Here is a 25,881-nt window from a genome sequence, read left to right as displayed (position 1 = left end):
CAACTCTTACGCAGGAACGCAGGTATGAAACGACTGGACGGTAAAAGTGCATTGATCACGGGCTCGGCACGGGGTATCGGGCGCACCTTCGCACAGGCTTATATAAGGGAAGGCGCAACGGTGGCCATTGCCGACATCAACCTTGAACGCGCCGAAGCCACGGCCCGTGAGCTCGGCGCCGGCGCCTACGCCGTGTGCATGGACGTGACTGATCAAAGCTCCATAGACGCGGCAGTCGCGGCGGTGGTGGCCAACGCTGGCAAGCTGGATATTCTGGTAAACAACGCGGCGCTGTTTGACCTGGCGCCCATCGTGGAGATCAGCCGCGAAAGTTTTGACCGGCTGTTTTCGATCAATGTGGCGGGCACCTTGTTCACCCTTCAAGCGGCCGCCCGGCAGATGATCGCCCAGGGCCACGGCGGGAAAATCATCAACATGGCCAGCCAGGCCGGGCGGCGAGGGGAGCCACTGGTGGCGGTCTATTGCGCTACCAAGGCCGCCGTGATCAGCCTCACGCAATCGGCAGGGCTGAACCTGATCAAGCAGGGCATCAACGTGAACGCCATCGCACCCGGGGTGGTGGACGGGGAGCACTGGGACGGCGTGGACGCGTTATTCGCCCAGTACGAAAACCGCCCCCTTGGCGAGAAAAAACGCCTGGTAAGCCAGGAGGTACCGTTTGGCCGCATGGCGACCGCCGAGGACCTGGTGGGCATGGCCGTGTTTCTCGCTTCGGCCGAAAGCGATTATGTGGTGGCACAAACCTATAACGTGGATGGCGGGAACTGGATGAGCTGAGGGCTGCTTCGCGGTCGCCCCTCGTGTGGTCCATAGGAATAGGCAATACCTGTGTAAGCGTGGGCAATGGCGCTTCGGTTGGGGCTGGTTACGCTAACGGTCCCCTTACTGAGACACGGCCATGGCGACTTCAAAAACCTTTTTCATCACCGGTATCAGCAGCGGCTTCGGCCAAGCGCTGGCCAACGAAGCCCTCGCGGCCGGCCATCGAGTGATTGGTACGGTGCGCAACCAGGCCGCGCTCGAAGCTTTCGAAGCCAATGGGCCGAATGCCCACGCAGTGCTCCTGGACGTTACAAACTTCGAACAGGTGGCCGCTGTGGTGGCCGATGCCCAGCAGCGCTTTGGCCCGGTAGATGTGCTGGTCAACAATGCCGGCTACGGGCATGAAGGCTTGTTCGAAGAGTCTTCGCTGGAGGAATTGCGTCAGCAATTCGATGTGAACGTGTTCGGCGCGGTGGCGGTCACCAAGGCGTTCGTGCCAACCATGCGTGAGCGGCGCAGTGGGCACATCATCAACATTACCTCCATGGGCGGCAGCATCACCATGCCCGGCATCGCCTGGTATTGCGGCAGCAAGTTTGCGCTGGAGGGTATCTCCGATGCGCTAGGCAAGGAGCTTGCGCCCTTCAGTGTGTATGTGACGGCGGTAGCGCCGGGCTCTTTTCGTACCGACTGGGCGGGCAGGTCCATGCAGCGCACGCCCAGGCGTATCGCCGATTACGACGCCAGCTTCAATCCGGTGCGCCAGGCGCGCCATGAGAAAAGCGGCAAGCAGCTGGGCGATCCGGTGAAGGCCGCGCGGGCTATTCTGCAGCTTATCGACAACCCACGGCCGCCGGCGCACCTCTTGCTGGGCAGCGATGCTTTGGCGCTGGTGCGCGATCACCATGCGGCCAGGTTGCAAGAAATCGAGCAATGGGCAACGCTCACGCGCTCGACCGACGGTTAAAGCTGCCAGGAAAGGGCCACTTCGATGGAACATCGCTGGGCACGCACCGCGCGCATGGTGCAGTTGATGGAGGTGCTCGCCCCGGTAGAGGGTTACAACCTCAGCGCCCTGGACGACGTGCGTTTTTTGCGCTCCAACCAACCGCTGCGGCGTACCCCGGTGCTGTACGACCCCGGCATTGTGATCCTCTGCCAAGGCCGCAAGCGGGGGTACCTGGGCGAGGACGTGTATGTCTACGACGCCCAGCATTATCTCGTGGTGTCAGTGCCTGTGCCCTTCACTATGGAAACCGACGCCAGCCCCGCCGAACCCATGCTGGCGGTGTACATGCGGCTGGATTTCCGGCTGGCCAGCGAGCTGCTGATGGAGGTCGATAGCGCAATCGGGCCCACCCGATTGCCCCCCAAGGGCATGTACTCATCACCGATGGACGACCGATTGGCAGACTCTACGTTACGGTTTCTCGAAGCAATGACCGATCCGGATGACGCGGTGATCCTTGGCCCGGCGCTGGTAAGGGAGCTCTACTACCGGGTCCTCGCCGGAGAACAGGGGGGCTCGTTGCGGGCGGCACTCAATCAACAGGGCCACTTCGCCAGGGTCACCCGTGCGATCCGCAAGATCCATAGCCATTACCAGGAGGGTTTGAGCGTGGAAGCGCTGGCACGGGAGGCGACCATGAGCGTGCCCAGCTTCCACCTTCATTTTCGTCGGGTGACCGATTCCACGCCCATGCAATACCTGAAATCCACGCGGTTGCATCAGGCCAGGCTGCTGATGTTGCGCAGCGACATGTCCGCCGCTGCGGCGGCCTTCGCGGTGGGCTACGAAAGCCCGTCGCAGTTCAGCCGGGAGTTCAAGCGGTTCTTCGGCCGCACGCCGGTAGCCGAGGTGCAATGGATGAAGGCCACTTATGGCTTGCCCGCGCCCGCCAGCCCGTCGGTGTTTGTGTCGTCCCATTGATGGCCGGCTGCCTTGCTACCCCGGCACTCTGACCCACCCCTCCATCAGCACCCTTGCGCTGCGGCTCATGATCGCTTTGGTGACCTGCCACTGGCCGTCTACCTGCTTCGCCTCGGCGCCCACTCGCAGGGTACCGGAAGGGTGGCCGAAGCGTACGGACGTACGCTCACCGCCACCCGCTGCCAGGTTCACCAGGGTGCCCGGAATCGCCGCCGCAGTACCGATGGCCACCGCGGCGGTGCCCATCATGGCGTGGTGCAATTTGCCCATGGACAGCGCGCGCACCGACAGGTCGACATCTTCAGGCGCGATCACCTTTCCGCTGGAGGCGGTGTAGCCGGCTGGCGGTGCCACAAAGGCCACTTTCGGCGTGTGCTGCCGCGTGAGCGCTTCATCCAGTTGAGTGATCAAACCCATGCGCAGGGCGCCGTACGCCCGGATGGTTTCGAACCGTGTGAGGGCCTCGACGTCGCCGTTGATCGCGCCTTGCAACTCCGTGCCGGTGTAGCCCAGCGTCTCGGCGTTCAAAAAGATGGTGGGGATGCCGGCGTTGATCAGCGTGGCGCGGAAGGTGCCCACACCGGGTACCTCGAGCTCGTCCACCAGGTTGCCAGTGGGGAACATCGCGCCGCCGCCCTCTGCGTCATCGGCAGCAGGGTCGAGGAATTCCAGCTGCACTTCCGCGGCAGGGAAAGTCACGCCGTCCAGCTCGAAATCACCGGTCTCCTGTACCTGGCCATCGGTGATCGGTACGTGGGCGATGATCGTCTTGGCAATGTTCACCTGCCAGATGCGCACCGTAGCGATGCCGTTGTGCGGCACTCGCGCCGGATCGACCAGGCCCTGGGCAATGGCGAACGGCCCCACGGCGGCGGAAAGGTTGCCGCAATTGCCGCTCCAGTCCACGAAGGCGGCGTCGATGGACACCTGGCCAAACTGGTAGTCCACGTCGTGACCAGGCCGAAGGCTGCGCGACAGGATCACCGTTTTACTGGTGCTGGACGTGGCGCCGCCCATGCCGTCGATCTGCTTGCCATACGGGTCGGGGCTGCCGATCACGCGCAGCAATAAAGCATCCCTCGCCACACCGGGCGCTTGAGCAGCCGGGGGGAGGTCGTCGAGTGCAAAGAAAACACCTTTGCTGGTACCGCCACGCATGTAGGTGGCGGGGATTTTGATTTGTGGGGCATGGGGCATCACAGGCCGCTCCAGGTAAGGTATTCAGGCTGCCGACGAGGATTCGAGGAAGTCTTGGGCGAAGCGCTGCAATACACCGCCGGCCTCATAGATTGACACCTCTTCGGCAGTGTCCAGGCGGCAGGTCACCGGCACCTCCAGGCGCTCGCCGTCGTGTCGGTGGATCACCAGCGTAAGCAGCGCGCGTGGCGTGCGTTGGCCGACTATGTCGTAGGTTTCTGTGCCGTCGATGGCCAGCGTGTGGCGGTTGGTGCCCGGCAGGAACTCCAGCGGCAACACGCCCATGCCCACCAGGTTGGTGCGGTGGATGCGTTCAAAGCCCTCGGCTGCGATGGCCTCCACACCCGCCAGGCGAACGCCCTTGGCGGCCCAGTCCCGCGATGAGCCTTGGCCGTAGTCGGCACCGGCAATGATGATCAGCGGCTGCTTGCGCTCCATGTAGGTTTCGATGGCTTCCCACATGCGCATCACCCGGCCTTCGGGCTCTACCCGCGCCAGCGAACCCTGCTTCACCTTTCCATCCTCCAGCACCATTTCATTGAACAGCTTGGGGTTGGCGAAGGTCGCGCGCTGGGCGGTGAGGTGGTCGCCGCGGTGAGTGGCGTAGGAGTTGAAGTCTTCTTCCGGCACGCCCATTTTCGCCAGGTATTCACCGGCCGCGCTGTCCAGCAGGATGGCGTTGGACGGGGAGAGGTGATCGGTGGTGATGTTATCGCCCAGCACCGCCAGCGGGCGCATGCCCTTTAGCGGCCGCGCGCCGGCCAACGCACCTTCCCAATAGGGTGGGCGGCGAATGTAAGTGCTCATTGGCCGCCAGTCGTAGAGCGGCGCCACCTTCGGCCCGGTGTCTTCGTGCACCGCGAACATGGGGATGTACACCTGGCGGAACTGCTCGGGCTTGACCGAGGATTTCACCACGGCGTCCACTTCTTCATCGCTCGGCCAGAGGTCCTTCAGGTGGATTTCCTCGCCATTGGCACCAATGCCCAGCACGTCCTTTTCGATGTCGAAGCGGATGGTACCGGCGATGGCATAGGCCACCACCAAAGGTGGTGAGGCAAGGAAGGCCTGTTTGGCGTAGGGGTGAATGCGCCCATCGAAGTTGCGGTTACCCGACAACACGGCGGTGGCGTACAAATCACGGTCGATGATCTCCTGCTGGATAGCCGGGTCCAGCGCACCGGACATGCCATTGCAGGTGGTGCAGGCGAAGGCCACCACGCCGAAGCCCAGTTGCTCCAGCTCGTGGGTAAGGCCGGCCTCGTCCAGGTACAGCGCCACGGTTTTCGAGCCGGGCGCCAGGGAGGTTTTCACCCACGGCTTGCGGGTAAGGCCCAGGCGGTTGGCGTTGCGGGCAAGCAGGCCGGCGGCGATCACGTTGCGCGGGTTGCTGGTGTTGGTGCAGCTGGTGATCGCGGCGATGATCACCGCGCCGTCAGGCATCTGGCCGGGGATGTCTTCCCACGGGCCAGCGATGCCTTTGGCCGCCAGGTCGGCGGTCGCCAAGCGCGCGTGTGGGTTGCTTGGCCCGGCCATGTTGCGCACCACCGAAGACAAGTCAAAGGCCAGGTTGCGTTCATACACCGCTTCGCCGAGGTCGCTCGCCCACAGCCCGGTGACCTTGGCGTAGTCCTCCACCAGTCGCACTTGCTGATCTTCGCGGCCGGTGAGGCGCAGGTAGTCGATGGTTTGCGCGTCGATAGGGAACATGGCCGCCGTGGCGCCGTATTCAGGCGCCATGTTGGAAATGGTTGCGCGGTCGCCGAGGGTCAGCGCAGCCGCCCCTTCGCCGAAGAACTCCAGCCAGGCGCCTACCACTTTCTGCTGGCGCAGGAACTGGGTCAGCGCCAGCACCATGTCGGTGGCGGTGATGCCGGGCTGCAGCTTGCCGGTCAGTTCCACGCCGACAATTTCCGGCAGGCGCATCCACGACGCACGCCCCAGCATCACGCTTTCCGCTTCCAGCCCGCCTACGCCGATGGCGATCACCCCCAGCGCATCCACGTGTGGCGTGTGGCTGTCGGTGCCCACGCAGGTGTCCGGGAAGGCCACGCCTTCGCGCACCTGGATCACCGGGGACATTTTCTCCAGGTTGATCTGGTGCATGATGCCGTTGCCCGGCGGGATCACGTCCACGTTGCGGAAGGCTTTCTTGGTCCAGTCGATAAAGTGAAAACGGTCTTCGTTGCGGCGGTCTTCGATGGCGCGGTTTTTCTCGAACGCTTGCGGATCGAACCCCCCGCATTCCACCGCCAGCGAATGGTCGACAATCAGTTGAGTAGGCACCACCGGGTTCACCTGAGCCGGGTCGCCGCCCTGGCGCGCAATGGCATCGCGCAGGCCAGCCAGGTCCACCAGGGCGGTTTGCCCGAGAATGTCGTGGCACACCACGCGGGCCGGGAACCAGGGGAAGTCCAGGTCGCGCTTGCGCTCGATCAGCTGCAACAGCGAAGCGTCCAGCGTGGCCGGGTCGCAGCGGCGTACCAGGTTCTCCGCCAGCACGCGGGAAGTGTACGGCAGCGTCGCGTAGGCCCCGGGCTGCAGGGCGTCAACCGCTGCGCGGGCGTCGTAGTAGTCCAGCGGGCTACCGGGCAGGGTGTTGCGGTACTTGGTATTCATGGCTAGCGGCTCGGTCACGGGGCACGGTAAAGGGCAGGGCGCGCGTGGCGACGCGCCCGGCCGGGTCAGCGTTGTTCGATTGGCACGAACTTGCGCTGGTCGACGCCGGTGTATTCGGCGCTGGGGCGGATGATGCGGTTGTTGGCACGCTGCTCGAACACGTGGGCGGCCCAGCCGGTGACACGGGAACACACGAATATGGGGGTGAACAGCGGCGTGGGAATGCCCATGAAGTGGTAAGCCGAGGCGTGGTAGAAGTCGGCGTTGGGGAACAGTTTTTTCTGTTCCCACATGGTTTTGTCGATGGCCTCGGACACCGGGTACAGCACGGTGTCGCCTACTTCGTCGGCAAGCTTTTTCGACCAGCCCTTGATCACCTCGTTGCGCGGGTCGCTGTCCTTGTACACGGCATGGCCGAAGCCCATGATCTTGTCCTTGCGCGCCAGCATCGCCAGGGTCCCTTGTACCGCTTCTTCGGCCGAGCCGAACTTCTCGATCATCGCCATGGCCGCCTCGTTGGCACCACCATGCAACGGCCCGCGCAGGGTGCCGATGGCGCCGGTGATGCAGGAATGCAGGTCCGAGAGGGTAGAAGCGCACACACGGGCGGCGAAGGTGGAGGCGTTGAATTCGTGCTCGGCGTACAGGATCAGCGACACGTCCATTACCTTGCGGTGCAGCTCGACCGGGGTTTTACCGTGTAGCAAGTGCAGGAAATGGCCGCCCAGGGAGCGTTCGTCGCTGGTGCATTCGATGCGTTTGCCGTGGTGGCTGAACTGGTACCAGTAGCACATCACCGCCGGGAACACTGCGAGCAGGCGGTCGGTGGCGTCACGTTGCTGCTCGAAGGAGGTTTCCGGCTCCAGGTTGCCCAGGAACGAGGCGCCGGTGCGCATCACATCCATCGGGTGGGCGCTGGCCGGGATGCGTTCCAGCACCTCTTTCAGGGCCTGCGGCAGGTCACGCAAACCTTGCAGTTTGTCCAGGTAGGCGTCGAGCTGCGCCTGGGTCGGCAGGTCGCCGTACAGCAGCAGGTAGGCCACTTCTTCGAAGCGGGCGTGCTCGGCAAGCTCTTTCACATCATAGCCACGGTAGGTCAGCCCGGCACCCGCCTGGCCCACGGTAGACAGCGCGGTTTGCCCTGCCACCTGGCCACGCAGGCCAGCCCCACTCAATACTTTTGCTTCGGCCATTTGCAGTCTCCACGCTTGGATTTTTTATAAGAATTGGCAATGCATCACGGCGCCAGGCTTAGCGCTTGTTCTGGGCAAACAGGGCGTCGAGCTTCTGCTCGAACACGTGATAGTCGATGGCGTCGTACAGCTCCATGCGGGTTTGCATGGTATCGACAACGTTCTTCTGCGTGCCGTCGCGGCGGATGGCGCCATACACGTTTTCCGCGGCCTTGTTCATGGCGCGGAAGGCCGACAGTGGGTACAGCACCAAGGACACCTGGGCGCTGCGCAGTTCCTCGGTGGTGAACAGCGGCGTGGCGCCAAACTCGGTGATGTTGGCCAGGATCGGCGCCTTCACCCGCTGGGCGAACAGCTTGTACATCTCAAGCTCGGTGATCGCTTCCGGGAACACCATATCGGCGCCGGCTTCGATGCAGGCGGCGGCACGGTCCAGGGCGGCTTCCAGGCCCTCGACGGCCAGGGCGTCGGTGCGTGCCATGATCACGAACGCGTCGTCGGTGCGCGCGTCCACGGCGGCCTTGATGCGGTCGACCATTTCCTGCTGGGAAACGATCTCTTTATTAGGCCGATGGCCGCAGCGCTTGGCACCCACCTGGTCCTCGATGTGGATGGCCGCGGCACCGAACTTGATCATCGAACGCACAGTGCGTGCCACGTTGAACGCCGAGGAGCCAAAGCCTGTGTCCACGTCCACCAGCAGGGGCAGCTCGCACACATCCGTGATACGGCGCACGTCGATCAATACGTCGTCCAGGCCGGTAATGCCCAGGTCCGGCAGGCCCAGCGAGCCAGCGGCTACGCCCCCGCCAGACAGGTAGATCGCCTTGAACCCGGCCCGCTTGGCGAGCAGGGCATGGTTGGCGTTGATGGCGCCAACCACCTGCAACGGTTGCTCACTGGCGACCGCGTCGCGAAAACGCTGGCCGGGGCTGCTTGGCTGACTCATGACTCACCTCAGAGGCTGTTGTTATTGGGCGGCGTCCTGATAATGACGCTCGACATTGCGCTTGGACCCCGCGATATGCCGACGCATCAGCAGCTCGGCCAGCTCGCCATCGCGGTCGGCAATGGCATCGAGAATGCGATGGTGCTCGGCAAAGGCCTGGCGGGGCCGGTTGGGCGTGGCGGAAAAGTGGATGCGGTACATGCGCACCAGCTGATACAGCTCGCCACAGAGCATTTGGGTAAGGGTGCGGTTGCCGCTGCCCTGGATGATCCGGTAGTGGAAGTCGAAGTCGCCTTCCTGCTGGTAGTAGCCCACGCCCGCCTGGAACGCGGCGTCCTGTTCATGGGTGTGAAGCACCGCGCGCAACTCGTCGATCTGTGCGTCGGTCATGCGTTCGGCCGCCAAGCGGCAGGCCATGCCTTCGAGGGATTCGCGAATTTCGTACAGCTCGATCAGCTCGGCGCGATTGAGCGACACCACCCGCGCGCCCACATGGGGCACCCGCACCAGCAGGCGCTGGCCTTCCAGCCGGTGGATCGCCTCACGCAGCGGGCCGCGGCTGATGCCGTATACCCGTGCCAGCTCCGGCTCGGAGATCTTGCTGCCTGGGGCGATCTCGCCGCCTACGATGGCCGCCTGGATTCGCCGGAACACGTTCTCGGAGAGCGTGGCGGAATCAGGCGCGAGCGCTTCTGGGGCGTCTTGGGGGGTGGGCATTGTCGACACATCCACGATTGATGAGCCGAATCTACTCCCGCATATAGCGATAAGTCAATTCGGTGTCGACAATACGCTGGGTTCCCTACTCGCGCGATACCCCCTGCCGTGAAGGCCCGCTGGACCCGTTTTCCCGCGCGCGGCACACTGGCCGTCGGATATGCGGGGTAGAGATCAATGACTGACGGCAGGTGGGTGATCGATGGCGCGACTGTTGACAGTATCTCGAAGGTGCTGCCCTTCGTACTCGCCGCTCGCGCACAAATGTTCCCCAAGCTCGAAGGCACCGCAATGCCGACCGATCTGGCGGCTTTCGAGGCCACCTACATCAACGGCCCCGGCCGCTTTCTGTTGGCGCGGGATGAGGGCGAGGTAGTGGGCGTGATCGGTTACGTGCCTGACGACCGGCGCTTCCCGGCGCTGCCTTATCTCGGGCTGAGAGTTGTGGAAGTGGTGCGTTTATTCGTGCTACCCCAGTACCGCGGCGCCGGGTTGGCCAGTGCGTTGTACCAGACGCTGCAACAGCAGGCAGAAGAACAGGGGGTTGAAGTGATGTACCTGCACACCCACCCGTTCCTGCCTGGCGCGCAGGCATTCTGGGAACGGCAGGGCTTTGAACTGATCGCTCAGGACCCGGACCCGCTGTGGCGTACGCTTCATATGGAACGCGTCCTAACGGGCCCAGGCGGCGTATAGGGCTTATTCCACCGGCGTGATCAGGGTGCCGTCGGCCATGAACTGCTGAAGGTTGGCGAACACCAGGTCGGCCATGGCCTGGCGAGTTTCTTGGGTGCCGCTGCCGATATGCGGGGCCAGCACCACGTTGTCCATGCTCATCAGCTCGCTGGGCACGTGGGGCTCGTTTTCAAACACGTCCAGGGCCGCGCCGGCAATCTCCTTGGCCTGAAGCGCGGCAATCAGCGCCTGCTCGTCCACTACCGAGCCACGGGCCACGTTGATCAGGAAACCGTCCGGGCCGAGGGCCTGGAGCACTTCGCGGTTGATCAGGTGCTGGGTACCAGCCCCGCCGGGCACGATCACGATCAGGTAATCGGCTGCCCGGGCCAGCTCGGCCAGGTCGTTGTAATGGGTGTAGTCGATCCCGGCATACGGCTCGCCCCGGCGGAAGTAGGCGATGTTCATCTCGAACGCGGCGGCGCGCTGGGCGATGGTTTTACCGATCTTGCCCAAGCCAACGATGCCGCAGGTTTTGCCGGTGAGCTGGCGCCCCAGAGGGAACTTGCCGGTGGGCCAGGCGCCCGCCCGCACGAAACGCTCAGCCTCGCTGATGCGCCGGGTGAGGCACAGGGTGAGCGCCATGGCGGTTTCTGCCACGGCGTTGTTCAGTACGTCCGGGGTGTTGCTCACCGCAATGCCACGGTCAGCCAGGTAGGCGATGTCGATGGCGTCATAGCCCACGCCAAAGCTGCACACCACCTTGAGGTTGGGCAGGCGCTCCAGTACGTCGATCTCAGTACCGAACACGCCACTGGTGATCACCGCAGTGATCTTCGCGCCATGACTGTCACCCCAGGCCTGGAGGTCAGTGATCTCGGCGCGGTTATGCACCTGGTAGTGCTGTTGCAGGTTGGCCATCAGGCTCGGGTTCAACGCGCCCCATACCAGTACGTCCACAGTGTTGTCAGTCATGCAGTGCTCCGCAGGAACGGCCCGCTACCGGGCCGTGGTCATGGAATCAGGCTCAGCGGGTGGAACAGCTGAGGGTTGGATCATCAGGTTCGCGTTTGGGTTTACCTGGCATTGCAGGGCCTGTCGCTGCTGCGTCAGGTGCTCAGCGTAGCGGAATCTTCACGGTAAACGTAACTTCACCATCAGCTTGCTCAGCGATGATCGCCCCGCCATGGGCACGGGCGATGGCATCGGAAATGTAAAGCCCCAGCCCCAGCCCATCGCGGTTGGCCTGTGGGTTGGTGGTGCCTTTGAGCGGCGTGAACAGGTGCTTGAGCCGCTCTTCGCTCATGGGCGCCGCCGGGTTGCTCACGGTGACGAGCAAGGCCTCAGGGCTGGCGCTCAGGCCCAGCCGCGCGCGGTTGCTCTCGCCGTGCTGGCTGGCGTTGCCTACCAGGTTGATCACCACCTGTGCCAGGCGGTCCGGGTCCAGGTTGGCGTGCAGGCCAGGCTGGATCTCGCGCTCCAGGCGAAGCCCCGGATAAGCCAGCTCTGCCTCGTCGGCGAGCGCTTCGAGCAGCGCGGAAACGTCGGTGGGCACCGTTGTCAGCGCCATGCCCAGGCCTGCCTGCAACCGGCTCAGCTCCATCACATGGGTTACCAGGCGGCTCATCCGCCCCGAGGACGTGGCAATACTCTGGCGCAGGCGCGCCGTGCGCTGTTCGTTATCGTTCAGCATCGAGGCGGCCATGGTGATCGACTGCAGCGGCGTGCGCAGGTCGTGGCCGAGGGCTGCGATCAGCATCTGGCGCATGACATTGGTGTGGCTCAAACGCGTGAACACCACATTGGCGAGTGCCTGGCGCAGCTGTTCGGCCGCCGCACGGTCGATGCGCGACCAAGGCACCGATTGCCCCCGCACCACTTCTTCCCAGGCTTCGAACGACCCGCGTGGCGTAAGCCGCGGGCCCAGTGGGCCGGTGTCGACGATCTTTTCCGGCTTGCCACCCCAGCGTACGTTTTCCACCTGCTCAGGGCGGAACCACATGATCCAGCCGTTTTCACGGCGGTCAAAGCGCACCGCCAGCACACCGCACAAGCCATTGATCGGCCCAGGGCCCGGCCAGCGTTCGAGTGCATACAGGTTGGCATCGCTCAATGCAGCCAGGTAGCCGTTCATTTGCCGTGCGGCTTCGTCGGCCACGCCGTGAAGGGTTTGCACACGACCCTTCAGGCACACGGCTACGTCCGTGCATTCCATCAGGCTGTCCAGGCCGGGAGTGGCCTGGCACAGGGCCGCGATCAGGTCGCCAGCATCGTGCAGGCCTTCTTCCAGCGCATGAACACGGGTTTGCGCCAGGTTGATCGCTTCGCCCTCGCGGATCTGCTCCAGCCGCTCTACCAGCGCCGCGCAGATCTGCGACACCATCTGAAAAGACAGCCGCACGGAATACGCCAGTGTCTTGGCCGCATGGTGATGGCAGGAAAAAAGCCCCCACAGCTTGCCCGCTACCACGATCGACACGCTCATGGAGGCGTGCACGCCCATGTTGCCCAGGTACTCGCAGTGAATGGGCGACACACTGCGAAGCTCGCAGTGGCTCAGGTCGAAAGGCTGGCCCGTCGAGGGATGCCGCTGGGGCTCCAGCAGGGAAGGGCTGTAGGCTACATCGGCGATGAGCCGGGTGGGGTTCTGGATATACAGCCGGCGGGCCTGCCTGGGAATATCCGACGCCGGGTAGCGCTGCCCCAGATAGGACACCAGACCCGGGCGGTGCGCCTCGGCCACGACTTCACCGGAATCGTCCGGGCGAAAGCGGTAAGCCATCACCCGGTCGTAGCCGGTGAGGTCGCGGATATCCAGGGTAACCCGGCGCAGAAGCACGTCCGCGTCCCGGGCATGACGAATGCGCGCAATGATCCGCTGGGCATCCGCAGCCAGGTGATAAAAAGCATTCTGGGCCAGCGGTTGAGCCTCGAATTCCAGATAGATCACGTTCTGATAGCGGTGCGCGATTACATCGAAACCGCTATCGCCCGCAGTGTACCGGCTGCTGTCGGTCCAACCTTCCTCGGCCACCAGCCCGGCGTCTACCAGTTCGGCGAGCTGGCTGAGCAGAACCTCGGGCAGCGGGTGGCCAGGTACCGCGTCGGTGCCCAGATGCTCGGTGAAATTCAAGCTGCGCGTCAGCACCAGGCCATCCGGCGCCAGCGCCACCAAAGCTCCATGCGGCTGAATCGACCCCGGGGTGTGGATGGGCTCGTTCTCGCAGTTGTCCAAGGTGATCTGGGCGGGTGACACAACAGACATGGCAGGCCTATATCGCTGCGAAAGTTCGGGTAAAGCTGGAAGCGGCTCAGGTATGACAACGCGCCGGGGCAGAGTGCCCATCATGATAGCAAAAAGGTGCAAGGCGTCATTTTTCGCAAGCTAACGCCGGGTGGCCGGCCCGGCCGCTTCCCACAGACTACGCCGGCCCCTGTGGGAGCAAGCGCAGCCACAGAGGGTGCTCGCGAATGGGTGGCCCGGCGCGAAGGTCTGAAAAATCAGCTCAAGACAGTCGCTTCTCACGAAGTCAGACGCCTGCTACAAAATCTGGGCTTCCCGCGAGGGCACAGGGCTGTGTAGGCCGCGCCCCGGCACCGCGGCCAGCAATTCCCGGGTATAGGCCTGGCTCGGCCGTTCCAGCACCTGCTGCGCCGGGCCTTGTTCGATCACTTCGCCGTGACGCAACACCAGCACCTGATGGGCGAGGCTTTTGACCACGGCCAGGTCGTGGCTCACCAGCACATAGCCGACGCCCAGCTCGGCTTGAAGGGTGCGCAGCAGGTCCAGGATCTGTGCTTGCACTGACACGTCCAGCGCGGACACCGGTTCGTCCAGCAACAACAGCTCCGGCCCCAGGCTCAGCGCCCGGGCAATGGCCACGCGCTGGCGCTGGCCGCCGGAGAGTTCCCGCGGCAATCGGTCGAGAAAGCTGACGGGCAGCCCCACCTGATCCATCAACGTTCGGGCTGCCTGTTCAAGGGCCTTGCCCTTCAGCCGGCCGAAGGAAACGAGTGGCTCGACCACGCTCTGGAACACGGTGAGGCGCGGGTCCAGCGCTGCGAAGGGGTTTTGCTGCACCAGCTGCATGCGCTGGCGTACCGGCCGGAAGGCTTTCCAGCCAAGCCCGGTGAGGTCCTGGCCGTCGAACAGCACGCGGCCTTCGCTGGCCGCTTCCAGGCCCAGCGCAATACGCAAGGTAGTGCTTTTGCCCGAGCCCGATTCCCCCACGATCGCCAGAGTCTGGCCGGCATACACTTCGCAGCTCAGGCTGTGGAGCGCTTTAAGCGGGTCATCATGCCCCGGCAAGGGGTAGCGTTTACTCACGCCTTCAAGCCTGAGCAAGGGCCGGGCCTCCGCAGCCCGCGCTGGCAGTGGGACCGGCCCCGGACCGTCAGAGAAGCCGGGCGCGGCGGCCAGCAACGCACAGGTATAGGGGTGTGCCGGGGCACCGAGTACCTGCCGCGCGAGGCCATCTTCCACGCGCTCGCCTTTGCTCATCACCAGCACCCGGTCGGCGCGATCCGCCGCCACCCCCAAGTCATGGGTGATGATCAGCAGGGCGATACCGCGTGCCTTCACCAATTGCTCCAGGTGATCGAGGATGCGCCGCTGCACGGTCACATCCAGCGCGCTGGTGGGCTCGTCGGCGATGATTACCCGTGGCTCGCCTGCCAGTGCGATGGCGATCAGCACCCGTTGGCGCATGCCGCCGGACAGCTCGTGCGGGTATTGGCGGGCACGCAACTCGGGGTTGTCGAGCCCTACCTGCTCCAGTAGCGCAATCACGTCCGCATCGAGCGCGGGGTATCGGCCGCCGTGGCGCAGCACCAGGCTTTCGCCGATCTGGCGGCCAATGCTCAGCGTGGGGTTGAGGCTTACCATCGGGTCTTGCGGTACCAGCCCGATGATTCCACCGCGCAGTTGGCGCTTCACTCGCTCGCTGGCGTGGGTCACGTCTTCGCCGTTCACCTTAAGCACACCTTGGGTGATCCGTGCGCTGGCAGGCAGCAGGCCGAGCAGGGCGCTGGCCACGGTGGTTTTTCCAGAGCCTGATTCGCCCACGATAGCCAGGGTTTCGCCCTCATGCAGCTCGAAGCTCACGCCCCGTACCGCTTCGGTTACCCCGGCGGTGCCCTGGTAGCTCACGCGCAGGTCGCGTACCTCGATCAACGCGCTCATGGTTGTAGCTCCTCGAAGGTGCGGGCCATGTGGTTGAGGCTGAATACCACCAGCACCACGAACAGCCCCGGCAGCAGCGACACCCAGGGCGCGGTGATCAGAAAGTGCCGGCCGTTGGCGATCAGCGTGCCCCATTCGGCTGCGGGTGGTTCTGCGCCAAAGCCAAGAAAACTCAGCCCGGCCGTGGCCAGGATGGCCGCGCCCACATCCAGCGTGGCCAGTACCGCCACCGGCCCCCAGGCATTGGGCAGCACATGCCGCAGCAGGGTGCGGGCCCAGCTGGCGCCGCCGAGCCGCGCGGCCTCAACGTAAGGCAGGGTTTTGATCCGCAGCACTTCGGCGCGGGTAGTGCGGGCAAAGCCGGGGATGATGCCCACGCCAACCGCCACGGCCACGGGCAAGGTGCCGAAACCGATAGCGGTGACGATGGCCAAGGCCAACAGCAGGCCCGGCAAGGCCAGCAGCACATCCACCACGCGCATGATCAGCGCATCGATACGGCCACCGATAAAGCCCGCCAGAATGCCCAGCCCCAGCCCGCAAACCATCGCCAGACCTACCGCCAGCAGCGCGGCTTCCAGCGACAGGCGCGCCCCGTACAGCATGCGCGTGTACAGGTCGCGGCCAAGCTCGTCGGTGCCAAACCAGTGCCCCGTGCCAGGCGGCAGCAGCTTGGCGGCGGGCGCGGTGGCATACGGGTCCAGGCCGCTGAACAGCCAAGGCGCCGCAGCAGCGGTCAACGTAAATACAACCAGCGCCGTGGCGAGTAGAAACCCCGGCCGGCGCGCCAATGGCTCGGCCACCGCCAGCCAGCGTTCAAGCCGGCGACGTGGCCGCCAGGCCAGCGGCTCGGCAGTGAAGGAAGGGGCGATCAAGCGGTTGGTACCAGTCATGTCAGGCCACCTTGGGCGAATGGGTGATACGGGGATCGAGCACGGGGTACAGCAGGTCCACCAGCAGGTTCACCAGCACAAAGGCGGCAGCCGATACGCTGACGATCGCCAGCACCAGCGGGATGTCCTGGCGCAACACCGCTTCCTGCACCAGCCGGCCCACGCCGTTGCGGGCGAAGATGGTTTCCACCAGCACCGCGCCGGAGACGGTGTTGCCCACTTGCAGGCCGATCAGCGTGAGCAGGGGCAGGGCGGCATTGCGCAGGCTGTGGCGCGCCTGCACCTGGCCACGGCTCAGGCCCTTGGCGTAGGCGGTGACGATATACGGCTCGCGGGCCACGTCCCGGAAGCCCCGTTGCAACACTTGCGCATACACCGCCGCGCTGGGGATCGACAACGTGACCGCCGGCAGCACCAGGCTGGCCAGGCCATTACTGCCGGTGGCGGGAAACCAGCCCAGGCTGAACGCGAACACCTGGATCAGCAGCAGGCCCATCCAGAACACCGGCACCGAAAAGCCCAGCGCCGGCGCCCTCGACAGGGCAGTTTTGAGCGGTGCCCAGCGCACATAAGCCGCCAGGTAGGCCAGGCCCACGCCGCCCACCAGAGACAGCACGATCGCGCTGCCGGCCAGCGCAAGGGTTTGCGGCAGCCGCTCGGCCAATACTGCAGTCACCGGGCGGTTGAGGGTAAGGGATTGGCCAAAGTCGCCATGCAACACGCCCCACAGCAGGTGCGCATAGCGCTCCAGCACGCCTTGGTCCAGCCCGTAATAGGCGCGCGCCTTGGCCAGCTGCTCCGGGGACAGCGCGTCGATTTCCATGCCCGAAGCGCTGAGCATGATGGACAGTGGGTCGCCCGGCAGCAGGTACAGGATGAAGTAGGTAATGCTGTAGGCGCCCCATAGCACCAGCAGCGCCTGGCCCACCCGCCCTAGCAGATAGCGGCTCATGGCTTCACCTCGATGTCGTTGAGGAAGGCGAAGCCTTCGGCGCTCCAGCGGAAGTTCTGCACGCGAGGCGCGGTCGCCGCCTGCCATACCCGTTCATACACCGGGATCGCCGAGCCTTGGTCGATCAGCAGCGCTTGCAGGTCGCCATAGGCCTGGGCGCGCTGATCCGCGCTGGTAGCGGTAAGACCGCTGTCGAACAGGGCTTGCGCCTGGTTGAGCGTCGCCGGTGGGTACACGTTGGTGGCCAACGTGGAGCTGTTGGCGCTGCGAGGGTCGAGGATGGTCTGCAGCACGATAGGGTCGGCGCGGGTCATGTAGGTGTAAGTGAGGTCGTAGTTGCCCGCGGCGTTGGCGGCGGCCCACTCGGCCTTGGTCTGCACCCGCAGCTTGAGGTCGATCCCTACTTTTTTCAGCTGGTCCTGGATCAGCACATCCCCGGCGGTTTCCTTGCCGGCCAGGTTGTACACCAGCGTCAGGCGCTTGCCATCCTTGTAGCGGTAGCCGTCGGGGCCGGGTTGCCAGCCAGCCTGGGCCAGCAAGTGGCTGGCGCCTTGGGGGTCGAACGCCAGCTTGGCGCCCTGGCTGCGGAAGTACGGCGTGGTCACGTCGAACACGCCATCCACCACCGGGAAGGCCGGGTTGTACACGGTGGCCGCATAGGTCTTGCGGTCGATGGCCTTTTGCACGGCCAGGCGTACGTTCTGGTCCGCCAGGATGCGATCGCCGCGCGTGTTGGGGTAAAGGTTCCACGCCGGGCCCGGCAGCGAGCGGCTCTGGATCGTCGCCTTCCTGCTTTGCAGCAATTGCAGGTCTACGTCGGAAAACGGATCGCGCGGCCACAGGATGTCCACCTGGCCCTGGAGGAATTGGCCGTTGCGCACGCTGTCTTCCGGCACATAGGTCACGTCGATGGCAGCCAGGTGGGACTCGCCTTTGTTCTGCACATTCGCCGAAGGCCACGCATAACCTTGGCGCTTCACCAGGCGTAGGCCGCTTTCCGGCGTGTAGTGCTCCAGCACGAACGGGCCGGTGCCGATGATGGCGCCCTTGGAGCGCTCCTGCGCCGTTTTGCGGTAGGACTCTGGCGCAAGAATCGCCAGGTTGGTGGTCGAGGTCGCCTGCAAGAAGCCCGCGTTGGGCCGCGACAACACCAGCTTCACCGTGTGGGCGTTGAGTACTTCGGCATGGTCGTAACCGGCAAGGTAGGTGGCGCCAAAGGTGCTGGGTAGCTGCGCCGCGAAGGCCTTGTCACTGTCGAAGGCGGTTTTCACCGCCTGGGCATCGAAGGGCTCGCCATTGCTGAACGTCACGCCCTTGCGCAAGTAGAAGGTGTAGGCCCGGGCGTCGGGGCTCACCTCCCAGCGCTCGGCCAGCCAGGGGATGATGTCGCCGGTTTTCGGGTCCTGGTCGGTGAGGGATTCGGCCACGTTTCGCAGCACCACGCGGTGCTCCAGCCAGTACACCTGGAAAGGGTCCAGGCTCACCAGCTGGGTATTGTCGCTGAAGAAGGCAATTTTCAGCGTGGTGGCGGCCTGTGCATCGGCAGGGGACGGTGAACAACCTGGCAAGGCCAGGGCGATGGCGGCCAGCAGGGCTGCGCTGGCCAGGGAACGATCAAGTGTCATAAGCGCATCCTCAGTCAAGGCCGCGCCGCCCTCCGGCAGCGGGCCGGATGGGTTTCAGAAGTCGTAAGCGAGCTTGGTGTACCAGTAGCCGCCGCCCGGGTAGAACGGCGGGTTGCCATAGGGTGCCAGGCCCAGGCTGCTGTACACCGCGTTGCGGCTTGGGCGTACGTCGAAGAGGTTGGTGCCGCCCACGCTCACGGTGAGCTGGTCAAAGAAGGTGTAACTCACGTCCAGGTCGGTGATCCAGCGGGCATTGAAGCTGCGGTCGCCGCTGGGGTTCACCGCCAGGGTTTTCACCGCGCCGTAGCGGGTGGTTTGCAGGTTCACCGCCAGGTCGTCGAGCTTCCAGTTGGCGCCCAGTATCCATTTGGTCTTGGGCGTTGCCTCGGTCAGGTCGCCCTCACGGTCCCGGCCCACCAGGGTCACGCCCGAATTGGCCAGCGAAGCGGGGGTATCGCGTACATCCTCGATGGTGGTCTTGTTCCAGTTGAACGCCAGGCTCCAGCGCACCTCACCCCAACCGGCCAATGGCGTGGTGTGGTCGCCCACGATGTCCAGGCCGCGGGTGCGGGTATCGAACGCGTTGGTGTAGTAGTTCACCCAGGTGCCCGTAGTCACGCCTTGGGCGGCCAGGATGCTGTTGACCACGCCATTGCCCTGGTCATAGATGTTGCTGGTAAGGGTGATGCGGTCGTCGATGTCGATCAGGTAGGCGTCAGCGGTCACGCTGGTGCGCGGCGCCGGTTGCCAAGTCAGGCCCAGACCAAGGTTGCGCGACTTCTCCGGCTTGAGGTCATCGCCACCCAGCGCTTTGGCGAGGTTGCTGTCCGAGGGCGTGAGCCGGGTAACCGCCGGCACCACATTGCCGTTCACGTCGGTGGCCACGCGGTTGTCGGCCACGGTGTAGCCGATCTGCGTCAGCGAGGGCGCGCGAAAGCCGGTGCCCACGGTGCCGCGCACGGCCACCGTGTCGGTGAGCTCGTAGCGGGAATTCACCTTCAGCCCGAAGGTATTGCCCGAGTCATCGTCGTAATGTTCCACCCGCCCGGCCACGTCCACGAACCAGCGTTCGGTAAGGTCAAAGCCGAGGTCGAGGTACCCGGCGTAGTTGTTGCGGATCAGGCTCACTTCGTCTTCGGGGCGGATGGTCACTGCCGCCTGGGCGCCGGAGGCTGCCGGGTAGGTGCCAGTGATATACGCCTCCGGGTCGCCGGCGAAGGTGCTGAAGCGCTCCCAGCGGTGTTCCAGCCCGGCTGACACCTGCACGGGGGGCGTGAACTGGAACAGGCTGTCGTAGTGGCGGGTGACGTCCAGGTTGTTCACCCACTGCTCGAAGCGGAAGGTGGCCAGGTTGTCGAATTTCGTGGGCGAGGCGGTACCCAGCGATGGGTTGATGTTGAAGTCGCTGAAGTGGTGCACGTTGTTACGGCCGTAGCTGGTGCTCAGGTCCCAGTTCCACGCGGCCAGCTCGCCCTTGCCGCCGAACAGGAACTGGTAGTCCCGGTCCTTGATGTTGTTGAGCGGGTAGTAGCCGTCGGGAAACAGCTCGGGCACGGGGGCGGTGCCGGTGGGTAACCGGTAATAGTTGTACGCCTCGGCGTCGCGCTCGCCATAGGTGGAAAAGGAATAGAGCGTGACCCGGTCCAGCGGCAGCTCGGCGTTGTAGGCCAGGTTGAAAGCCTTGAGGTCCGGGTCGCCGTTGCGAATGGCCACGCGGTCCCAGGCCGCTTCTTTCACAGGGTCGGTGTAGGCGTGCACGCTGCTGTCGGCCTTGCCGTTCCATGAAGCGTCGCCACGTTTATGGGCGTCTGCCGAGAGGTGAAAAAACCCCCCATCGCCCAGCTTGAAGCCTTCGTCGCCGGCGAGCTTGATAGTTTCCCCCTCGCCGGAATACAGCTTGCCATAGCTGGTTTCCGCGTGGCCGCCGGCATTGCCGCGCTTGAGGATGATATTGATCACTCCGGCCACCGCATCCGAGCCGTACTGGGCGGCGGCGCTGTCCTTGAGCACCTCGATATGGTCCACCGCGCTGACCGGGATCAGGTCGATGTCCACGGCATTGGCGCCGCTGTTATCGGTGGAGCCGCGCTGGCCCACCGCGCCGTTGTGGCGGCGCTTGCCGTTCACCAGCACCAGGGTGTAGGCCGGGCCCAGGCTACGGTTGCTCAGTGGCCGGGTGACCGAGTTGTAGCCGGCGATATTGGTGCCGAAGTTGAACGAGGGCAGCAGTTTGGAAATGGCTTCGGACAGCTCCGCCCGCCCGGTTTTGAGCAATTGATCGCTGTTGATCACGTCGATAGGGGCAGGGCTGTCGGCCACGGTGCGTTGTTGCCCGCGCACCCCGGTGGAGATCACTGTGACGGTACTGAGGGTAGGGTCAGTGTCGGCCGCCTCCGCCATGGGCGTGGTGGCCATGAACAGGCCAGGCAGAACAGAAGCAGTAACGGCTGACAGGCGCAAATACGGGTAGGGCATCGAGGGCGTCTTCCTTGAATCAAGTGTCACTGGCCCTTGGTGCGGGTGCAGCTGTGGCGTCTGGTTAAAAGCAGGGTTATTCCTTGTAATCCTGGCCTTGGCGGTCCAGCTGGCGGATAAGCGCATCCCAGTGGCGCTGCAGGCCGGGGCTGCTGCCGTCGAGCAAGCCAGCCGTTTGCTGGCGTACCTTTTCGATGGCCGCGTCGGGCGCGAACAGCAGGTCCACATTGCCGCCTGCCTGCGCGGCGATCTGGATATTGCAGGCGCGCTCCAGCCCATGCAGCTCCCGGAAGGCGTGTTCGATGCTCACCCCACCCGTGAGCAGGCCGTGGTTGCGCAAGATGAAGATATTGCTGTCGCCCAGGTTGGCTACCAGCCGTTCCTGTTCGTCCAGGTCCAGCGCCACGCCTTCGTAGGTGTGGTATTTCACCCGGCTGTAATACGCCAGCGCGTGCTGGGACAGCGGCAGCAGCCCGTTGCGCTGGGCCGATACCGCCGCGCCGTCGCGGGTGTGAGTGTGCAACACCGCCTTGAGGTCTGGCCGGGCACGGTGGATGGCGCTGTGAATCACATAGCCGGCCTGGTTGATGCCAAGGCCCAGCGGGTCGTCGATCAGCGTGCCGTCCACGTCAACCTTCACCAGGTTGGAGGCCGTGATTTCGTCGAACAGCAGGCCGAAGGCGTTGATCAGGAAGTGCTCCTCCGGCCCCGGCACGCGGGCGGAAAAGTGCGTGTAGATGTGGTCCGTCCAGCGGAACAGCGCAGCCAGCCGGTAGGCTGCGGCCAGCTTCACCCGCACCTCCCACTCTTCCGGGGTTACCCGCTGGCGAACGGTGAGGGCAGGGGTGTCAGGCAGTACGGACAAAGCGGTCATTGAAGGGGCGCTCCTGTGTCAGGGCTTATGACGGTAGGGCGCAACATTTCCGCTGTAAAATTCTTTTTTGGTCTAAGCAAAGACTGCAAAAGTTTTTGAAAATGCATATTAAGTTATTCTAAAAATGCATTTCAGGAATATAAAAGGTGAGGGTAGAGTTCATCGGGCCTTCTCCCTCAAGCCGCGTGCGGTAAGCACTGCGGCACGCTCAAGGAACCTGCCCATGCCTCCCTTTGCTCGAATCCTGGCCCTCGGCGCCGCCCTGTTGCTCGCTGGTCATACCGTGGCCGCTGACCGCATCGAACTGCGCATTGGCGACCAGAAAGGCAACATGCGCGCCCAGCTGGAGGCCGCTGACGCTCTGCGGGACCTGCCTTACGATCTGCGCTGGTCCGAATTCCCGGCGGCCGCTCCTCTGGCCGAAGCACTGAACGCCGGCGCGGTGGATGCCGGCATCATCGGCGACGCACCGCTGCTGTTCGCACTCGCCTCGGGCGCTCTGGTGAAAGCCATTGCCGTGGACAAATCCGACGCCTACGGCACGGCCGTGCTGGTCAACCCTGATGCACCCCTGCATTCGGCTGCCGACCTCAAGGGCAAACGCATCGCCACCGGGCGCGGTTCTATCGGCCATTACATCGCGCTGCGGGCGCTGGCGAGCGTAGGCCTTACAGAGAAAGACGTGGAATTCCGCTTCCTCGGCCCGGTGGACGCCAAAATGGCGCTGGCCAACGGCTCGGTAGACGCCTGGGCCACGTGGGAGCCCTACACGGCGCTGTCGGAACTGAGCGGTCAGGCCCGGGTGCTGGTGAACGGGCGCGGGCTGTCCAGCGGCAACAGCTTCCTGGCCGCCACCGACAAGGCACTGGCCGACCCGGCCCACCGCGCCGCCTTGCAGGATTACCTCGCACGCCTGGCCAAGGCGCAGGTGTGGGCCTACCAGAACCTGGACAGCTACTCCCGCACCTTGGCGGCGATTATCGGCTTTCCTGAAAACGCCGCGCGCTTGCAGTTCGAGCGGCGGCAACTGCGCTGGCAGGCGGTAGATGCCACTACCATCGGGCAACAGCAGGAAACAGCCGACTTCTACCAGGCCCATGGGCTGATCAATGGCCACCTGGACGTGGCCCCTACCTTTGCCAAAGGCTTTGATGTGCCGGTGAATGAGCAGGTGGCCAGGCAGCCGTGAGGGCCTCACTTCAATCTGTGGGACCAGGGGGCCGGCCGTCCGGCGGCAGCCTGGGAATGGCCGCGAAGGCAGCTTTGCCTGCTCCCAGCAACACCGCATCGTTCTGCGGCGTATGTACCCGCCCGCAGACCACGTTGCGGTAGTGCCGCTGCAACGGATTGGCGCGGGAAAGGCCGGGGTTGCCGGCGGCTTCGATGGCCAGTTCCACTGCGCGGATGGCGTTGCCGGTGACCAGGTATTTGATCTACCCCGCGTGCGCCGGGGCGGTCAGGCCATGGGCGGCGGCGTCGAGCAGGGCGCGGTTGGCGAACAGCAAGGTGTCGATCTGCCCGACCACTTCCTGAAACCGCGGTAGCGTGGACAGGGGGGCGCCCAGGTTGCTTGGTGCTCGCTCCTGCAGAAACGCCACCAGCCAGTCCCGCGCTGCCTGAGCGATGGCGTCGTAGACGGAAGACAGCAGCACGGCCATCCACAGCAGGCCAGTGGCGTCGAGGTCCGACTGCGGCGCGCTCCAGCGGCTCACGCTCACCGCATGGTCCAAGGGCACGAGCACATCGTCCAATACGATTTCGTGGCTGCAGGTGGCGCGCATGCCGTGGTGGTCCCAGGCGTCGGCAATGGTCACGCCCGGGCTGGCCTTGGGCACCAGCCAGGCGCCAACGAGGGGATCGTCGTCATCGCTGCGTGCCCATACGCTCAGCCAGGTTAGCCCATGGCTGCCAGTGGAATACAGCTTGCGGCCGCTGATACGCCAGCCTTCGGGCGTACGCCGGGCAACGGTTGCGGGCAGGCCACCCCGGGCGGGCGTGCCCAGGTCCGGCTCTACCCGCAGCGCGTTGATCAGCGCCCCTTGCTGCACGGCCTCGGTCGCCACCCGCGTACGCAAATGCGCCGGCCAGCTGGTGCTGTCTTGCAAGCGGGTGTGTTGCAAGTACTGCATCACCAGAATCAACGCCGTGGAGGGCTCGCCCCGGGCGACGGCAGTGATCACCCGGCGCGCCTGGCTCAGGCTCGCGCCACCACCGCCCAGCGCGGCGGGCACGGTCAGCCCGAGCAGGCCATGGCGGTGCAGCAGCGCGAAATTGGCGTGAGGGAAGGCGCCGCTTTCGTCGTAAGCAGCCGCCGTGGCGGCGAGCGCTGTAGTCAGGCTTTCAAGGCGAACGGCGAACGCCTCGGCGGTTTCGGTTTCGGGCACCTGCGCCACCCGAAGCGCGGCAACGGGCTGGTTCAAACCTCTGCCTCCTCGGCTACTGGCGCGAGAGTGCGTTCTGCCACCGCGTAACGGTTCACCGGTACCTGCAGGCCAAAGTGCTCGCGCAGGGTGCCGCCGCTGTAGGCGCTGCGGTGCAGCCCGCGTTGCTGGAGTACGGGCACCACCAGTTCGGTGAAGTATTGGAGGCCGTCCGGCAGCAGAGAGTTGATGATGAAACCGTCGCTGGCGCCTTGCTCGAACCACTGCTGGATCTGGTCGGCGACCTGTTCGGGCGTGCCGACGAAGTCCCGGCGCGGGCGGGAGAAGTGCAGCGCCACTTCACGCAGCGTGAGCTGCTGCTCCCGGGCCAGTTGCTTGATCCGGTCCGAACCGCCTTTCTGGCTGTTGGACCCTAGGTCGCCCAGCTCGGGGAAGGGTGCGTCCAGTGGGTATTGGCTGAAGTCATGGTCATTGAACGGGCGGCCCAAAGCGACGATGGCGTCCTCGATGCTCACCAGGTCCACGGCCTGCTGATAGCGCGCTTCCACTTCCGCTTCGGTGCGGCCAACGATCGGGCGGATGCCCGGCAGGATCGACAGGTCGTCCGGGTTGCGGCCAAAGCTACGGGCGCGTTTTTTGAGGTCGGCGTAATAGGCCTGCGCGTCTTCGAGGGATTCGGCATGCACGAAGATCGCGTCGGAATATTCTGCAGCGAAGTTGCGCCCGTCTTCGGAGGTGCCGGCCTGGAACAGCACCGGCTGGCCCTGGCGGGAGCGGGAGATGTTCAGCGGGCCCTTCACCTGGAAGAACTCGCCTTTATGGTCGAGGGCGTGCAGCTTGCTTCGGTCGAAGAATTCACCGGTGGCCTTGTTGCGTACAAGCGCATCATCCTCCCAGGAATCCCACAGGCCTTTCACCACCGACACATGCTCCTTGGCGATGCGGTAGCGCACGGCATGGGGCGGGTGCTCGGCCTTGCTGAAGTTTTCAGCGGTGCCGCTCAGCCATGAGGTGACCACGTTCCAGCCAGCGCGGCCGCCGCTGATGTGGTCCAGCGAGGCGAACTGGCGTGCCACCTGGAAGGGCTCGGTGTAGCTCACGGTCACGGTGGCGACCAGGCCGATGTGCGAAGTGGTAGCCGCAAGCGCGGACAGAATGGTCAGCGGCTCGAAACGGTTGAGGTAGTGGGGGCTCGATTTTTCATGGATGTGCAGGCTGTCGGCGATGAACACAAAGTCGAATTTCGCCGCTTCCGCCAGCGCGGCCTGGCCCTTGTACCAGTTGAAATTGACACTGGCGTCGGCCTGGGCATTCGGGTGGCGCCATTCGCCCCAGCCGTGGCCAACGCCGTGGACCATGGCGCCGAGTTTGAGTTGGCGTGTGCTCATAGGTGTTCTCCCGGCAGCCCGCGAGGGTAGGTAAGCGGGCTGCCTGTC

The 25,881-nt window shown here is 64.6% G+C and carries 19 protein-coding genes and 1 pseudogene; 5 read left to right on the top strand and 15 right to left on the bottom strand.

The genetic code is table 11. From position 1 onward, the window contains the following. The first annotated feature begins 24 nt into the window (after positions 1-24). The 3 genes from LG385_RS11175 to LG385_RS11165 all read left to right on the top strand — a co-directional run bounded on the left by LG385_RS11175 (position 25) and on the right by LG385_RS11165 (position 2,713). Positions 25-798 carry an L-iditol 2-dehydrogenase gene (locus tag LG385_RS11175; protein WP_225774345.1) on the top strand — a complete coding sequence of 258 codons (774 nt, stop codon included), beginning with the start codon at positions 25-27 and terminating at the stop codon, positions 796-798. 121 nt (positions 799-919) lie between these two features. Beyond that, entirely contained in the window at positions 920-1,750 is an 831-nt protein-coding gene (locus LG385_RS11170; RefSeq protein ID WP_225774344.1) for an oxidoreductase, read from the top strand. 24 nt (positions 1,751-1,774) lie between these two features. Further along, positions 1,775-2,713: an AraC family transcriptional regulator gene (locus tag LG385_RS11165; RefSeq protein WP_225774343.1), complete on the top strand. Its 939-nt coding sequence runs from the start codon at positions 1,775-1,777 to the stop codon at positions 2,711-2,713. A gap of 15 nt (positions 2,714-2,728) precedes the next feature. Here LG385_RS11165 and prpF read toward each other — a convergent pair whose 3' ends face one another. From prpF to LG385_RS11140, 5 genes are all read right to left on the bottom strand, one after another. Continuing rightward, the gene (prpF, locus tag LG385_RS11160; protein ID WP_225774342.1) at positions 2,729-3,910 is read right to left on the bottom strand and encodes a 2-methylaconitate cis-trans isomerase PrpF; all 1,182 of its coding nucleotides are present in this window, start codon (positions 3,908-3,910) and stop codon (positions 2,729-2,731) included. A 24-nt stretch (positions 3,911-3,934) separates the two neighbouring features. Further along, positions 3,935-6,529, bottom strand: coding sequence for a Fe/S-dependent 2-methylisocitrate dehydratase AcnD (acnD, locus tag LG385_RS11155; RefSeq protein ID WP_225774341.1), 2,595 nt, complete (start codon positions 6,527-6,529; stop codon positions 3,935-3,937). A gap of 65 nt (positions 6,530-6,594) precedes the next feature. Beyond that, positions 6,595-7,722 carry a 2-methylcitrate synthase gene (prpC, locus tag LG385_RS11150; RefSeq protein WP_181114118.1) on the bottom strand — a complete coding sequence of 376 codons (1,128 nt, stop codon included), beginning with the start codon at positions 7,720-7,722 and terminating at the stop codon, positions 6,595-6,597. 58 nt (positions 7,723-7,780) lie between these two features. Continuing rightward, the gene (gene prpB, locus LG385_RS11145) at positions 7,781-8,671 is read right to left on the bottom strand and encodes a methylisocitrate lyase (protein WP_225774340.1); all 891 of its coding nucleotides are present in this window, start codon (positions 8,669-8,671) and stop codon (positions 7,781-7,783) included. Positions 8,672-8,692: 21 nt separating this feature from the next. After that, entirely contained in the window at positions 8,693-9,388 is a 696-nt protein-coding gene (locus tag LG385_RS11140) for a GntR family transcriptional regulator (RefSeq protein WP_225774339.1), read from the bottom strand. A 177-nt stretch (positions 9,389-9,565) separates the two neighbouring features. Here LG385_RS11140 and LG385_RS11135 point away from each other — a divergent pair, with 177 nt between their 5' ends. After that, positions 9,566-10,084 carry a GNAT family N-acetyltransferase gene (locus LG385_RS11135; protein ID WP_225774338.1) on the top strand — a complete coding sequence of 173 codons (519 nt, stop codon included), beginning with the start codon at positions 9,566-9,568 and terminating at the stop codon, positions 10,082-10,084. 3 nt (positions 10,085-10,087) lie between these two features. Here LG385_RS11135 and LG385_RS11130 read toward each other — a convergent pair whose 3' ends face one another. The 8 genes from LG385_RS11130 to LG385_RS11095 form a co-directional block, all read right to left on the bottom strand. After that, positions 10,088-11,038, bottom strand: a complete 951-nt coding sequence (locus LG385_RS11130; protein WP_225774337.1) for a 2-hydroxyacid dehydrogenase — start codon at positions 11,036-11,038, stop codon at positions 10,088-10,090. A 142-nt stretch (positions 11,039-11,180) separates the two neighbouring features. Continuing rightward, positions 11,181-13,328: an ATP-binding protein gene (locus LG385_RS11125; RefSeq protein WP_225774336.1), complete on the bottom strand. Its 2,148-nt coding sequence runs from the start codon at positions 13,326-13,328 to the stop codon at positions 11,181-11,183. Between the two features lie 276 nt (positions 13,329-13,604). Next, positions 13,605-15,245: a dipeptide ABC transporter ATP-binding protein gene (locus LG385_RS11120; protein ID WP_225774335.1), complete on the bottom strand. Its 1,641-nt coding sequence runs from the start codon at positions 15,243-15,245 to the stop codon at positions 13,605-13,607. After that, entirely contained in the window at positions 15,242-16,138 is an 897-nt protein-coding gene (locus LG385_RS11115; protein ID WP_225774334.1) for an ABC transporter permease, read from the bottom strand. Before LG385_RS11115 ends, LG385_RS11120 begins: the two co-directional genes overlap by 4 nt. A 1-nt stretch (position 16,139) precedes the next feature. Next, positions 16,140-17,090, bottom strand: coding sequence for an ABC transporter permease (locus LG385_RS11110; protein ID WP_225774333.1), 951 nt, complete (start codon positions 17,088-17,090; stop codon positions 16,140-16,142). Then, on the bottom strand, positions 17,087-18,715 hold the full coding sequence (locus LG385_RS11105; RefSeq protein WP_225774332.1) for an ABC transporter substrate-binding protein: 1,629 nt from the start codon (positions 18,713-18,715) through the stop codon (positions 17,087-17,089). The genes LG385_RS11110 and LG385_RS11105 overlap by 4 nt, the downstream gene beginning before the upstream one ends. A gap of 54 nt (positions 18,716-18,769) precedes the next feature. Next, the gene (locus LG385_RS11100; protein ID WP_413247321.1) at positions 18,770-21,190 is read right to left on the bottom strand and encodes a TonB-dependent receptor plug domain-containing protein; all 2,421 of its coding nucleotides are present in this window, start codon (positions 21,188-21,190) and stop codon (positions 18,770-18,772) included. A gap of 76 nt (positions 21,191-21,266) precedes the next feature. Beyond that, positions 21,267-22,064, bottom strand: coding sequence for a class II aldolase/adducin family protein (locus tag LG385_RS11095; RefSeq protein ID WP_225774331.1), 798 nt, complete (start codon positions 22,062-22,064; stop codon positions 21,267-21,269). Between the two features lie 223 nt (positions 22,065-22,287). Between LG385_RS11095 and LG385_RS11090 the strand changes: the two genes are divergently transcribed. Then, a complete protein-coding gene (locus tag LG385_RS11090; protein ID WP_225774330.1) occupies positions 22,288-23,253 on the top strand; it encodes an ABC transporter substrate-binding protein in 966 nt (321 codons plus the stop codon). 10 nt (positions 23,254-23,263) lie between these two features. Here LG385_RS11090 and LG385_RS11085 read toward each other — a convergent pair. Continuing rightward, a pseudogene (locus tag LG385_RS11085) lies at positions 23,264-24,448 on the bottom strand (acyl-CoA dehydrogenase family protein). A 32-nt stretch (positions 24,449-24,480) separates the two neighbouring features. After that, a complete protein-coding gene (locus tag LG385_RS11080) occupies positions 24,481-25,833 on the bottom strand; it encodes an LLM class flavin-dependent oxidoreductase (RefSeq protein ID WP_225774329.1) in 1,353 nt (450 codons plus the stop codon). Positions 25,834-25,881: the final 48 nt, after the last annotated feature.

Source organism: Pseudomonas sp. Marseille-Q5115 (genome assembly GCF_916618905.1).
In the GTDB taxonomy this organism is placed as follows: Bacteria; Pseudomonadota; Gammaproteobacteria; order Pseudomonadales; family Pseudomonadaceae; genus Aquipseudomonas; species Aquipseudomonas japonica_A.
Note: the sequence above shows the minus strand (reverse complement) of the source record. Positions and strands in the feature narration are given on the sequence as shown.